We start from the raw sequence: 13,790 nt of genomic DNA, 5'->3' as shown, positions 1-13,790 counted from the left end.
GGTCCTGACCGAGACCGAGCCGGCCGCCCCGACGGTCGGGGCCGATCCGGCATCCACCCTCGTCCCGGCCCAGCTGCCGGCTTCCGCCGCCGACTTCACCGGGCGGTCCGCGGAGGCCGAGGCCCTGCGCGCCGCCCTGCGGGAGCCGGGCAGCGTGCCGGTGGCGGCCGTCGCGGGCATGGGCGGGGTCGGCAAGACCGCGCTCGCCGTGCACGTCGCCCACGGCCTGGCCGCCGAGTTCCCGGACGGCCAGCTCTACCTCGACCTGCACGGCGCCGACGGCCGCCCCACCCGCCCCGAGGAGGCCCTGGCCGCGTTCCTGCGCTCCTTCGGCGTCGTCGGCGACGCGATCCCGGCCGGCCTCGCCGAACGGTCCGCCCGCTACCGCTCGCTGCTCGCGGGCCGCCGCGTCCTCGTGCTGCTCGACAACGCGCGCGATGCCGAACAGGTCCGCCCGCTGCTGCCGGGCAGCGCCGGCTGCGCCGTCCTCGTCACCAGCCGCACCCGCCTCGGCGCCCTGCCCAACGCCCGTTTCACCGAACTCCCCGTGCTCCCGGCCGAGGACGCCGTCACCCTGCTCACCCGGGTGGTCGGCGCCGAACGGGTCGCCGCCGAGGAGCAGGCGGCCGGTGAACTCGTCCGGCTCTGCGGCCAGTTGCCGCTCGCCGTGCGGATCCTGGCGGCCCGGCTGGCCTGCCGCCCGAGCTGGACGATCGCCCGGCTGCTGGAGCAACTCACCGGCGACCGCTACCGGCTGGACGCGCTGCGCAGCGGCGACCTGGCCGTCGAGTCCTCGTTCCGCTTCGGCTACGACCAGCTGGACGACGAGCAGGCCCGCGCCTTCCGGCTGCTGGCCGTCCCCGAGGTGCCCGACCTGTCGCCCGGGGCGGTCGCCGCGGTGCTGGACCTGCCCGAGCCGGACGCCGTCGAGCTCGCCGAGTCGCTGGTGGACTGCTCGATGCTGGAGAGCTTCGCCAGCCCCGACCACTACCGCTACCACGACCTGCTGCGGGCCTTCGCCCGGCGGGCCGGTCAGGGCGGCGACCCGGACGAGCTCCGGGCGGCACTGAGCCGCCTGGTGGACCACCACCACGCGCTGGTGACGGCGGCGCTCGGGGCGTCCTCCGCGCGGCGCGGCTTCGCCGTCGGCTCGTCCCCGGCCGTCGGTGCCCTGGTGAGCCAGTGCGCGAAGCTCCCCGGCCGCTCCGCCGACACCGCCCCCGCCCTCGGCCGGCTCGCCGAACTCCTGCTCGGCTGCTGCCTGCTGGCCGACTCCGGGCACGCCACCCGCCCGCTCGGCCACGCCGCCAACGCGCTCCTGCACGCGAGCGTCGAACAGGGCGACCGCGCCGCCGAGGCCCGCGCCCGGCTGGTCCTCGGCCGACTGCTGACCGAGGTCGGCTCGGTGCCCTCGGCCCTCGCCGAACTGCTCCGCGCCCGCGACCTGTGCACCGCCTTCGAACCGGCCCGCCCGCTGCTCGCCCTCGCCCACAGCTCGCTCGCCGCCTGCTTCCTCCAGGCCGGCCGCCCCGACGAGGCCGTGGCCGGCTTCTCCGCCGCCGCCTCCGCCTGGGACCGGGCCGGCGACCGCCGCTCCCTGGCCGCCGAACTCCTCAACCTGGCCGGTGCGTTCGCCCGCCAGGGCCGCCACGACGCGGCGAACCGGGTGATCGACCAGTCCCTCGTGATCAGCCACGAACTCGCCGACCGCGAGCTGGAGGCGCTCGCCCGCGACGCCCTCGGCACGATCGCCCACGACCGCGGCGACCTCGCCGAGGCCGCCGCCCACCGCCGCGCCGCCCTCGCCCTCACCGACCCCGCCGACCGCCGCCGCACCGGCCGCCTCCTGCTGCGCCTCGCCGAGTCGCTGCGGGCTGCGGGGCGGTGGGACGACGCGGTGGGGACGGCGGGCGATGCCGTCGACGCGCTGACCCTGGACGGCGACCACCGCGGCCGGGGCCTGGCCCTGGCGGCCCTGGGCGACGCGCTGGCCGACAGCCGGACGGACCTGGCGCGGGCCCGCGCGTGCTGGGCGGAGGCGTACGGGATCCTGGCGCCGATCGGCTCCCCGGAGGCGGAGCGCCTGGTGCCGCTGCTGGGCGCCGACCACCCGGCGGGCCCGGCGCGCTCGCGCTGGCCGTCCTGGCTGCCGGGGTGAGCACGGTCTCACCACGCGGTCTCACCGCGACGAAGGCCGGGCCCTCGGGGAGGGCCCGGCCTTCGTCCGTTCGTCCGTTCGTCCGTTCGTCCGTTCGTCCGTTCGTCCGTTCGTCCGTTCGTCCGTTCGTCCGGTCAGGCGGCCGCGACCGCCCACACCTGGTCGGGGCCGCCCGTGCACTGGCTCACGACGGCGGGCACGTTCGGGCCCTTGGCCGTCAGGCAGGACTGGGTCCTCCCCGTGAGCGCGAGCAGGTAGCCTCCGGACGTCGGCATGAAGGACCAGACCTGGTTCACGCTGTACGTCGGCGAGGCCCATATCTGCGCCTGGGACGTCTCGTTGCTGGCGTCCAGGCGGCTCTGGTACTGGGTGGCGCCGTTGTTCAGGAAGTAGCCGCCGCCGTCCTGGCGGGTGACCAGCTGCCAGACGGAGGCGCGGCTGTTGTCGAGGGCCTGGATGACGGGGTTCTGGTTCTGGACTCCCGAGTCCTTGTCGGTCAGGGCGAGCCCGCGGTTGGTCAGCCGGACGTACGACGGGAGCCCGGTCGCCCCCTCCGACGGCGGCCGGACGGGCGGCTTGCCGGTGTTGGTGTCCGGGGGCGGCGGCGGGGGCGCGGCCGTGTACGGCGGCGGGTTGGGTGCCGTCGTGGGCTTGTCGGGTGGTGTCGACGGCTGGTAGCCGCCCTGGTTCCCACCCTGATCGCCCGTCTGGTAGCCCGGCGTGACCGGGCCCGGGGTGTACGCCGGTCCCGGGGCGACGGCACTGGGCGACGGCGCCGGGGCGGCCGGCCCGGTGGCCGACGGGCGCGCCGGAGCGTTCGATCCGGAGGGGACGTCAGGCGGGCTTCCCGCGCCGCCCGTACCGCCCGCACTGCCTGCCCCGCCCGCACTGCCCGGCGCACCCGCACCGCCCGGGCCGCCCGCCGGAACCGGGCCCACCGGGGCACCGGGAACGGACGGCAGGGGCGACCCCGAAGCCGTGGGCGCGCCCGCTGACGGCGTTCCCGTGCCGGTGGGCGCGCTGGAGACCGCCGCGAGCGGGACCACCGTCGGAACCGCGGGCGCGGTCGGCCCGCCGCCCGCCAGCGCGGCGTCGGCCGCAGCCCGGCCGGCGTCCCGTCCGAGCGTGGTGGCCGCGGCGGCGGTGATGGCCGAGCAGAGCGCGACCACGCCCGCCGCGATCAGCAGCCGGCGGCGCCCCCGCAGCGCCGCCCGCAGCCGCCCGGCGACCGGACGCGGTCCCGTCGAGCCGGCCGCGGCGACCACCACCGGCCGTGCCGCCGTCCGGATGGCACTGCTCGAAGGCGACACGGTCACCGTGGCCTCCACCACCTCCACCGGCTCGCCGTCGAGCGCGGCCCGGGCGGCCGCGGCCATGGTGGCGGCGTCCGGCCAGCGCTCGCCGGGGTCCTTCGCCATCGCGCGTGCCACCAGCGCCCGGACCGGGGCCGGGACGTCCGCCGGCAGCGGCGGCACGGGGGTGGTCAGGTGCTTGAGGATGACCTCCAGGGCCGTCTCCCCGTGGTACGGCAGCTGCCCGGACAGGCACTCGTAGAGCACGACGCCGAGCGCGTACAGGTCGGCCGCGGCGCTGACCGCACCGGTCGAGGCCTGCTCGGGCGCCTGGTAGGCGGCGGTGCCGAGGACCATGCCGGGCACGGTCAGCCGGGTGTCGCAGCCGGGGCGGGCGATGCCGAAGTCGGCGATCACGACGCGTTCGTCGCGGACCATCAGGTTGTCCGGCTTGATGTCCCGGTGGACGACGCCGGCCTCGTGCGCGGCCGTCAGCGCCTCCAGCACCTGGAGGGCCAGGCCGAGCGCCTCGGGAGCGTCGAGGCGGCCGCGCCGCTTCAGGACGTCGCTGAGCGGCTCGCCGTCGATGAGCTCCATGACGAGGTAGGCGATCGGGCGGCCGGTGCTGCCCCAGGCGGTCGTCCAGGAATGGCCGCCGTCGAGCCGGCCGGAGCCGAAGTCGTGCACGCCGACGATGCCGGGGTGGCGCAGCCGGGCCATCACCCGGGCCTCCTCGTGGAACCGCTCCGCGAAGCCCGGTTCGTCCAGCAGCGCGGGTTTCAGGACCTTGACGGCCACCCGGCGCCCGAGGACCTCGTCCTCGGCGAGCCAGACGTCGCCCATCGAACCGCCACCGAGCCACTCGTCCAACCGGTAGCGGTCACCGAGCGTGGTGCCACGCATGATCCTCCTCGACCCCGTACATCGTCGCGTCCCGCCGCCGTGGGCCCGGGCCGGGACCTTCGGTCGCGTTCCAACCGACCCTCTCACCAGCCTATAAACGCCGACTTGACGCGACCGCAGAGGGGTCCGGGAAAGCGGCTGGTGGAGCGGACGGTTCGTCGACGACCCCATCGGGAGCCGATCACTCCGCGCGCACCTCCGTCAGCGCCGCCGCCGGCGCCGGTGTCAACGAGTCCGTTGACGAACCGTCGACGCCGCGTACACCGCCGGGCGGTGGCATGTCCCCGCAGACCGGTCCACCGGGACCGGCCGGGAGGAGAGCTTCGACATGATCATCCGTCGGGCGGCCGCGGCCGCCGTCCTGTCCGCCGCGACCGTCGTGTCCGGCATGGCCCTGGGCGCCCAGAGCGCGAGCGCGGCCGAGTCGCTGCCGGCCAGCGGCGCCGACTACCGCATCTCCAGCTACGCGGGCGGCGCCCTGCAGTGGGACAGTCGGAACAACGGCACCAACGTGGTGATCCGCGACTGGAACGAGTCCTCCGCGCAGCAGGCGTGGACGATCCGGGACGAGGGCAACGGCACCTGGTCGATCAAGGTGCCCGGCACCAACAACGCGGTCGACCGCGACAAGGGCCGCAACACCGTCGGCTCCTGGAACTACGTCGGCGCCGACAACCAGCGCTGGTGGCTGGAGAACACTTCGACGGGCAACGGCCGCGCGTGGCTGCTGCACAGCGTCTCGGACGGCAACCTCTGCCTCACCCGCGGTGCCGACCTCAACGCGAAGGTGACCGCCTGCAACGCCGGCGACCCGGCACAGTCCTGGAACCTGGACAAGAACTCCGCCACCACCCCGCCCACCACCGGCCGCCCGACCATCGACCTGGACTACTCCCAGGCCCCCGACCTCGGCCCGTGGCTGGAGCAGCAGAAGCAGACCGTCGCGGCCTACTACCCGCAGATCTCCAACCTCATCATCCGGGGGGCGTTCCAGGCGCCCTCCTACTTCAAGATCATCATGGACCCGTCGCTGACCCAGTACCCCGCCTACGCGACGAAGCCCAACGGCGGCGTCAACGAGATCCACGTCAACATCGGCTACGTGCGGGGCAACCGGAACGACACCGGCTTCCTGGTGCACGAGGCCGTGCACGTCGCGGTCTGGAACAACCCCAACGGCCCGGACCGGGACCACGGCTGGATGGGCGAGGGCCTCGCGGACTGGGTGCGCGACTACAACTTCCAGCCCGGCACCGGCGCCCAGCACTTCGGCCCGGACGACCACTACAACAGCGGCTACCAGGCCACCGCCCGCTTCATCGACTACGTCTCCAAGACCTATCGCCAGCCCGACCTCGCCTACAAGCTGAACCTGAACCCGAACGACGACGGCATCTGGGCCCGCCTCACCGGCAAGGGCCCCGACCAGCTCTGGAACGAGATGCCCAAGTAGCCCCCGCCATCGGCCCCGCGGCACCCGCGGCACCCCGGCACCCCGGCACGCACGGCGCCGGGGTGCCGCGGCGCGTCCGCCCCACCCGGACGGCCGGTGGGACGGCGGGCGGCACGCGCCCCCCGACGGCGGACTCCGGAGGGCGCGTGAGGTCGCGCACACCTAGGGTGAGCGGACGGGCGCGGGGCGTGTGCGGCCCCGGCGTGCGCCCGCTCGCGCGCCCGTTCGCCAGTCCGGGGGCCGATCGCGCCGTCCGGCCTTCCGAGAGGTGGAGTCCCCATGCACACCGTCGTCCGCGGTGCCGGAGCGCTCGGGCTGAGCGCGCTGCTCCTCACCTCGTCGGCCGGCTGCCAGGGCGGGGCCGCGCCCGCCGCCGAGCCCGTGCCGGCCGCGCCGGTGACGGCGGCGCCCGCGGCGGTCCAGCAGCTCGACTGGCACGCGTGCGGCGCGCCGGACGCCGCGCAGGGCGGCGGCACCCCGCCCGCGGGGGACTGGCAGTGCGCGACGCTCAAGGCCCCGCTGGACTACGCCAAACCGGGCGGCGGCACGATCGACCTCGCGCTGATCCGCTCCCGGGCCAAGGACGAGCAGCACCGGATCGGTTCGCTGGTGTTCAACTTCGGCGGCCCCGGCGGCTCGGGCATCACCACGCTGCCGGCGCTCGCGGACACCTACGCCTCCCTCAACACCCGCTACGACCTGGTGAGTTTCGACCCGCGCGGGGTCGGTGCGAGCGCCGGGGTGAAGTGCCTGGACGACAAGGCGATGGACGCCGCCAACGCGATCGACAACACCCCCGACAGCCCGGCGGCCGTCAAGGCGCTCGACGAGAGCACCGCGCAGTTCAACTCGGCGTGCGAGCGCAACTCCGGCCCGGTGCTGCCCTTCGTGGACACCGAGAGCGCGGCCCGCGACATGGACCTCATGCGGCAGGCCCTCGGGGACCAGCAGCTGCACTACTTCGGCATCAGCTACGGCACCCAACTCGGCGGCGTCTACGCGCACCTGTTCCCGCAGCAGGTCGGCCGCGCCGTGCTGGACTCGGTGGTCGACCCGACGAAGGACCCGGCCCAGTCCTCGCTCGGCCAGGCCAAGGGCTTCCAGCTCGCCCTGGAGGACTTCATGAAGGCCTGCTCCACCGGCGTGCCGGACTGCCCGACCGGCAGCGGCGGTGCCGACGGCACCGCCCGGGTCACCGGACTGCTGCAGTCGCTGGAGCAGAAGCCGCTGCCGACCGACAGCGGGCGTCAGTTGACGGAGAGCCTCGCCGTCACCGGCATCGCGGGCGCGCTGTACAGCAAGGAGACGTGGCCGGCGCTGGCCGCCGGGCTCACCGAGGCGATGCAGCGGGGCACCGGCACGGTGCTGCTCCAGCTCGCCGACGGTCTCCTCGGGCGCGACCCGAGCGGGCACTACAACGACCTCGACGCGGCGAACCGGGCGATCAGCTGCGTGGACGCCAAACAGCGCTACTCGGACCAGGACGTCGAGCAGCAGCTGCCGCAGTTCAAGGACGCCTCGCCGGTCTTCGGCGCGTTCACCGCGTGGGGCCTGACCGGCTGCACCGGCTGGCCGGTCGCCGGCAAGACCGACCACCCCGAGGTCTCCGCCGCCGGCGCCGCGCCGATCCTGGTGGTCGGCACCACCGGCGACCCGGCCACCCCGGTCGAGGGCGCCAGGACGATGGCGCAGCAGCTGGGCGCGGGCGTGGGCGTCACGGTGACGCTCCAGGGCGAGGGCCACGGCGGGTACAACACCGGCAACCCGTGCCTGAAGACGACGGTGGACGCCTACCTGCTCGACGGCAAGGTGCCGGCCGACGGCACGGTGTGCGGCCAGGGCTAGTTCCGTGGCACTGGCACGTGGCCCACGGTCGCTTGGACAAGCCCAAGTGGCCCACTCGAATCAGGTCTGATTGGCACTGCCCGGCGGTCCACTCGGCGCCTAGGCTCCTCACCGTGACCACCAAAGTTGACTTCTACTTCGACCCGATCTGCCCGTTCGCCTGGATCACCTCCCGGTGGATCCTGGAGGTCGAGCGCGAGCGCGAGCTCGACCTGACGTTCCGCGTGATGAGCCTGTCCGTCCTCAACGAGGGCCGCGAGGGCCTGCCCGAGCGCTACCAGCGCCTGCTGACCACCGGCTGGGGCCCGGTCCGGGTCTGCATCGCCGCCGCCGAACGGTTCGGCGAGCACGTACTGCGCGACCTGTACACCGCGCTCGGCACCCGCCTGCACGACCAGGACCGCGAGGCCGACGGGACGGTCATCCGGGAGGCGCTCGCCGAGGCCGGCCTGCCGGAGGACCTCGCCGACGCGGCCGGGAGCACCGCGTACGACATCGCGCTGCGCAAGAGCCACCACGAGGGGATGGACCCGGTCGGCGAGGAGGTCGGCACGCCGACGATCCACGTGGACGGCGTCGCGTTCTTCGGCCCGGTGCTGACCGGGATCCCGCGCGGCGAGGACGCGGTGCGGATCTTCGACGGGGTCCGGGCGCTGGCCGCGTACCCGAAGTTCTTCGAGCTCAAGCGCACCCGGACGGGGTCGCTCGACTTCTCCTGACCGACCCGGGAGGGCCGGGGGAGGGTCTTCCGCTCCTGATCCACTCCCGTCCGGGGCCGTCTCGTCCGACCATGGAGACGGAGGCCCCGGCGGTCACCCCGCCCGGCCGCCTCCGGAGAGGCGGTGAGCGCAGATGACCGGACGGATCCGCCTGCGCGCCACCCGGAACCCGGCCACCCGGAACCCCACCACGCGGCACCTGGCCGCCCGGCAACCGACTACGCGGCACCCGGCCACCCCGCCGGGTCCCTCCTCGCCGGGCCCCACCCCGCCCGGAGGGCCGAAACCCGACCCGTTCAAGCCGACACCGCCCAAGCCGTCGCCCCCGAGCGTGCGCCGCTGGCTGCTGCCCGTGGGCGCCCTGCTGGCCCTGATCCTGCTGCTCGTCGTCCAGGCCCCCGGCCCGGCCGGCACCAAGTACGGGTACTCCGACTTCGTCGGCCGGGTCGACACGGGCCAGGTCAAGACGGTGAACGTGACGGACACCGGCGGCGTCAGCGGCACTCTCAAGGACGGCACCCGCTTCACCAGCCAGATCCCGACCGCCCTGGACACCACGCAGCTCAGCCAGTCCCTCTCCGCGCAACACGTGGACGTCACAGGCAGCCGCACCGGCGGCAGCTCGATCTGGTCCACGCTGCTGCTGTTCCTGCCGCTGCTGGTCTTCGGCGGGCTCTTCCTGTGGTCCGGCCGGCTCGCCGCCCGCTCGGTCACCGGCGGCCTGAGCGCGATCGGGCGCTCCCGGGCGAAGATCATCGAGGCCGAGCGGCCCGCCACCGGCTTCGCCGACGTGGCCGGGTACGAGGGCGTGAAGCAGGAGGTCAGCGAGGTCGTCGACTACCTGCGCAGCCCCGGGCGGTACGCCGCCGCAGGGGCCAAGGGGCCGCGCGGAGTGATCATGGTCGGGCCGCCCGGCACCGGCAAGACCCTACTGGCCCGCGCCGTCGCCGGCGAGGCCGAGGTGCCGTTCCTGTCCGTCACCGGCTCCGGCTTCGTCGAGATGTTCGTCGGCGTCGGCGCCTCCCGCGTCCGCGACCTCTTCGACGAGGCCCGCAAGCGCGCGCCGTCCATCATCTTCATCGACGAGATCGACGCCGTCGGCGCCCGCCGCGCGGGCGGCTCCCGGCTCGGCGGCAACGACGAGCGCGAGCAGACGCTCAACCAGCTGCTCGCCGAGATGGACGGCTTCGACCAGAGCACCGGCATCGTCGTCATCGCCGCCACCAACCGGCCCGACGCCCTCGACCCGGCCCTGCTGCGCCCCGGCCGCTTCGACCGGCAGGTCACCGTGCCGCTGCCCAACCAGCGCGAGCGGGCCGCGATCCTCGCCGTCCACGTCGTCGGCAAGACCCTCGCCCCGGACGCCGACCTCGACCGGATCGCCCGCGGCACCCCGGGCTTCTCCGGCGCCGACCTCGCCAACCTCGTCAACGAGGCCGCCATCAACGCCGTCCGCGCCGACCGGGCCACCATCACCGCCGACGACCTCGACACCGCGCGCGACCGCGTCCTGCTCGGCCGCCGCGAGTCCTCCAACGCGCTGCTGCCCGACGAGCGGCACGCCGTCGCCGTCCACGAGTCCGGGCACGCGCTGATGGCCGCGCTGTGCGAGCACGCCGACCCCGTCGCCAAGGTCACCATCCTCCCGGCCGGCGTCGCCCTCGGCGCCACCGAACAGCTCCCCGAGGCCGAGCGGCACCTGTACGGCGAGAGCTACCTGACCGACCTGCTCACCGTGCAACTCGGCGGACGGGCAGCCGAGTTGGTCGTCTTCGGCGAGGGCTCCACCGGCGCGGCCAACGACCTCGCCAACGCCACCTCCGTCGCCACCCGGATGGTCCGCGAGTTCGGCCTCTCCCCGGACCTCGGTCCGGTCGGCTACGCCTCGGGCTCCCCCCACTACCTCGGCGAGAGCCCCGAGGACCTGCTGCGCCGCCCCTACTCCGAGGAGACCCAGCGCGCGATCGACGAAGCAGTCGCCGCCCTGCTGCGCGGCGCCGAGCGGCGCGCCATCGGTCTGCTGCGTGAACACCGCCACCACCTCGACGAGTTGGCCGCACTGCTGGTCGAGAAGGAGACGGTGGACGGCGCAGTGGTGCTCGACATCCTCCGCCACCCGGCCGCCACCCTCCCCGAGTGACCCGAGTGACCCGAGTGACCCGAACGACCGGACGTGACTGGCAGGACCGCGCGGCAGGCGCGGTGATCGGCTCCGCCGTGGGCGACGCCCTCGACGGCGCCGACCCGCTCGCCGCGATCCCGGACGCCCTGGCCCGCGTCGAGCCCGACCACCGCGAGCGGTACGCCGTCGTCCTCGACCCCGACTGGCACCCCGACCGCGCCACCGAGCCCAACGGCGCCGTCTGGCCCTGCCTCGGCTCCGCCGTGTGGGCGCTGCGCACCACCGACGGCTACCCGGCCGCCGTCCGCGCCGCGATCGACCTCGGCGGGGACACCGACACCGTCGCCGCCGTCACCGGCGCGCTGGCCGGGGCCGTGTACGGCCTCGGCGCGATCCCGGCGGCCTGGACCGAGCCGCTGCACGTGCCGCTGCCCGGGTTCGGCGGGCGGGTGCTGCGGGCGTCGGACCTTCTACTACTGGCCGGTAGGCTCGCCGCCGGGACCGGCTACGATGCCACGTGATCACGCAGCGAACGGGGGGCTCATGGACGTGACTTCGAGGCCGGTGGCGCACGTCGTCGGCGGGCGGGACGAGGTGGTCGACGACCGCTGGGGCGCCGTCGCCGCGATCGTCCGGCTGGACGGCGAGCAGTTCGCCGAGGAGGCGCTGTACGGGCTGGCGGACTTCTCCCACCTGGAGATCGTCTACCACTTCGACCGCGTGCCGGCGGACAGGATCGAGACCGGCGCCCGCCACCCGCGCGGCAACACCGACTGGCCGCTGGTCGGCATCTTCGCCCAGCGCGGCAAGAACCGGCCCAACCGGCTGGGCGTCTCCCGCTGCGAGCTGCTCCGCGTGGACGGCCTCGACCTGCACGTCGCGGGCCTGGACGCGGTGGCCGGCACGCCGGTGCTCGACATCAAGCCCTACCTGGCCGAGTTCGGCCCGCGCGGCGAGGTCCGCCAGCCGGCCTGGTCGAGCGAGCTCATGCGCGACTACTACGAGTGCGACGAGGCGGGCGAGTGACGGCCGCGGTCGAGCGGCTCGCCGTGGTCTCCGGCGGCGGCACCGGCATCGGCCGGGCGATCGCCGCCCGGCTCGCCGCCGACGGGAACCGGGTGGCGGTCCTCGGGCGGCGCGCGGCCGTCCTCGACGAGGCCAGGGACGCGATCGAGCGGAGCGTCGGGCCGGGCCGGATCCTGCCCGTGCCGGTCGACCTGACCGACCCCGAAGCGGTCGAGGCCGCCGCCGCGCGGATCGCGGAACTCGGCCCGGTGGACGCCCTCGTGAACAACGCGGGAGCGATCGTCACCCCGCCCGCCGACCGCAGCCTCGCCGCCCTCGCGCACTCCTGGCGCCAGGACCTGGACGGCAACCTGCTCTCCGCCGTCCTCCTCACCACCGCCCTGCAGGACCACCTGCGCAGGCCCGGGGGCCGCCTGGTCGTGATCAGCTCGGCCGCCGCCCAGCGCGGCGGCGCCGGCCCGCACTCGCTCGGCTCGTACGCCGCCGCCAAGGCCGCCCTGCACGGCTGGGCCTTCGGCCTGGCGCGGCAGTTGGGCCCGGACGGGATCACCGTCAACGTCCTCGCGCCCGGCTACGTCGAGGACACCGAGATCTTCGGCGACGGCTGGACGGAGGCCTTCCACGCGCAGAAGGTGGCCGACACCCTGGTGGGCCGCGCCGGCACCCCGGCCGACGTGGCCGAGGCCGTCTCCTACCTCGCGTCCCCGGCGGCCGGGTACGTGACCGGCCAGGTCCTCGGCCTCAACGGCGGTGCGGTGCTCGGCCGCTGAGCGGAGCGGCTACGGGTACGGCGCCAGCGCCGGAGGCGTCCGCAGCCCGTGGTGGCGTCGCAGGGCGGCGAGCGCCGCGTGGTGGCCGCACATGCCGTGGACGGACGGACCCGGCGGGGTGGCGGCGGAGCAGAGGTAGACGCCGGGCAGCGGGGTCTCGTACGGGTTCCATCGGGCCACCGGGCGGGCCAGGGACTGGCGGAGGGTGAGGGCGCCCGCGCCGATGTCGCCGCCGACGTAGTTGGGGTTGTACTCCTCGTACTGCCGCGCCGACAGGCCGCGCGAGGCGACGATCGTGTCGCCGAAGCCGGGCGCGTACTCCTCGATGCGGCGGCGGATCAGGTCGACCGGGTCGCGCGGGTCGCCGTGCGGGACGTGGGCGTAGGCCCAGACCGGTCGCCTGCCGCCGGCCTCGCGGGTGGGGTCGGTCACGGCCGGGTCGACGACGAGCACGAACGGGTCCTCGACCGGGCGGCCCGCGGCCGTCGCCGTCTCCCGGCGGACGATGTCGGCCCGGGTGCCGCCGAGGTGGACGGTGCCGGCCCGGCCCACGAGCGGGTTCGTCCAGGGGATCGGCCCGTCGGTGAGGAAGTCCGCCTTCGCCGCCCCCGGCCCGTACCGGTAGCGGCGCAGCGACCGCCGGTAGCGTTCGGGGAGCCGGGGGCCGGCCATGGCGAGGAACTCCTTGGGGCCGACGTCGAGCAGCACGAGCGGGACGTCGCCGAGTTCGGCGAGGTCGCGGATGCGCTGCCCGGTGTGGAAGACGCCGCCGTGGGCGGTGATGTCGGCGGCGAGGGCGTCGGCGATGCGGGCGCTGCCGCCCTCGGGGAGCGGCCAGCCGGTGCTGTGCGCGGTGTGGGCGAGCAGGAGCGCCACGGCGGCCGAGGTGACCGAGGGCAGCCTGCCGACGGCGTGCGCGGCCACGCCGGTCAGGAGCGCCCTGGCGGGTTCGGTGCGCAGGAGCCCGAAGGGCGTGAGCCGGGTCGCGAGCGACGGCACCCGCGCCCCGAGGAGCAGCGGCGCGAGGAGGTCGCCCGGCACGCTGCGCTGGTCGGAGAGGAGCAGGTCGACGACGGCGGGGGAGCGGTCGGCGAGCGGCCCGAGGAGCTGCATCCAGCGGCGGCCGTCCGGGCCGAGGTGGGCGGCGGTGCGGCTCAGGCTGCGCCAGGCCGCGGCGGCCCGCCCGCCGGGCAGCGGGTGGGCGTAGGGGATGTCGGGCTGGAGCAGCCGGACGCCGCGGGCGGGCAGGTCGAAGCGGCGGAAGAAGGTGGAGGCGGCGGCCATGGGGTGGACGGCCGCGCAGACGTCGTGCCGAACGTCGCTGTCGAACAGCGACGTGGTGCGCAGCCCGCCGCCGATGGTGTCGGCCGCCTCGAAGAGGGCGACGCGCAGCCCGGCCCGGGCCAGGGTGACGCCGGCGGCGAGGCCGTTGGGGCCGGTGCCGACGACTGCGGCGTCGAACGTCATGCGCCCACCTCGCTGCGCTCGTCCGTCCGGCCCGG

General features: G+C 75.4%; 9 protein-coding genes and 1 pseudogene. 8 read left to right on the top strand and 2 right to left on the bottom strand.

The window, feature by feature from the left end:
* The coding region (locus ACFXDE_RS38850) for an ATP-binding protein (protein ID WP_380499034.1) at window positions 1–2,158 on the top strand (2,158 nt) is incomplete at its 5' end.
* A 134-nt stretch (window positions 2,159–2,292) separates the two neighbouring features.
* Here ACFXDE_RS38850 and ACFXDE_RS38845 read toward each other — a convergent pair.
* Window positions 2,293–4,353: a serine/threonine protein kinase gene (locus tag ACFXDE_RS38845; protein WP_380499033.1), complete on the bottom strand. Its 2,061-nt coding sequence runs from the start codon at window positions 4,351–4,353 to the stop codon at window positions 2,293–2,295.
* 328 nt (window positions 4,354–4,681) lie between these two features.
* Here ACFXDE_RS38845 and ACFXDE_RS38840 point away from each other — a divergent pair, with 328 nt between their 5' ends.
* The 7 genes and pseudogenes from ACFXDE_RS38840 to ACFXDE_RS38810 all read left to right on the top strand — a co-directional run bounded on the left by ACFXDE_RS38840 (window position 4,682) and on the right by ACFXDE_RS38810 (window position 12,288).
* Window positions 4,682–5,806 (top strand): basic secretory protein-like protein, encoded by a 1,125-nt coding sequence (locus ACFXDE_RS38840; protein ID WP_380499032.1) that lies wholly within the window; start codon window positions 4,682–4,684, stop codon window positions 5,804–5,806.
* Window positions 5,807–6,085: 279 nt separating this feature from the next.
* The gene (locus ACFXDE_RS38835) at window positions 6,086–7,651 is read left to right on the top strand and encodes an alpha/beta hydrolase (RefSeq protein WP_380499031.1); all 1,566 of its coding nucleotides are present in this window, start codon (window positions 6,086–6,088) and stop codon (window positions 7,649–7,651) included.
* Between the two features lie 113 nt (window positions 7,652–7,764).
* Entirely contained in the window at window positions 7,765–8,370 is a 606-nt protein-coding gene (locus ACFXDE_RS38830) for a disulfide bond formation protein DsbA (protein ID WP_380446516.1), read from the top strand.
* A 133-nt stretch (window positions 8,371–8,503) separates the two neighbouring features.
* Window positions 8,504–10,510: an ATP-dependent zinc metalloprotease FtsH gene (ftsH, locus tag ACFXDE_RS38825; RefSeq protein WP_380499030.1), complete on the top strand. Its 2,007-nt coding sequence runs from the start codon at window positions 8,504–8,506 to the stop codon at window positions 10,508–10,510.
* Between the two features lie 44 nt (window positions 10,511–10,554).
* Window positions 10,555–11,013 (top strand): annotated as a pseudogene (locus ACFXDE_RS38820) (ADP-ribosylglycohydrolase family protein); the annotation flags it as partial.
* A gap of 22 nt (window positions 11,014–11,035) precedes the next feature.
* On the top strand, window positions 11,036–11,518 hold the full coding sequence (locus ACFXDE_RS38815; protein ID WP_380499029.1) for an SAM-dependent methyltransferase: 483 nt from the start codon (window positions 11,036–11,038) through the stop codon (window positions 11,516–11,518).
* On the top strand, window positions 11,515–12,288 hold the full coding sequence (locus ACFXDE_RS38810; RefSeq protein ID WP_380499027.1) for an SDR family NAD(P)-dependent oxidoreductase: 774 nt from the start codon (window positions 11,515–11,517) through the stop codon (window positions 12,286–12,288). The genes ACFXDE_RS38815 and ACFXDE_RS38810 overlap by 4 nt, the downstream gene beginning before the upstream one ends.
* Before the next feature lie 9 nt (window positions 12,289–12,297).
* On the opposite strand, the gene ACFXDE_RS38805 is transcribed toward ACFXDE_RS38810, so the two are convergent.
* Window positions 12,298–13,755, bottom strand: a complete 1,458-nt coding sequence (locus tag ACFXDE_RS38805) for a phytoene desaturase family protein (RefSeq protein ID WP_380499026.1) — start codon at window positions 13,753–13,755, stop codon at window positions 12,298–12,300.
* Window positions 13,756–13,790 lie beyond the last annotated feature (35 nt).

Source organism: Kitasatospora sp. NPDC059408, from assembly GCF_042751525.1.
Taxonomy (GTDB): domain Bacteria; phylum Actinomycetota; class Actinomycetes; order Streptomycetales; family Streptomycetaceae; genus Kitasatospora.
Note: the sequence above shows the minus strand (reverse complement) of the source record. Positions and strands in the feature narration are given on the sequence as shown.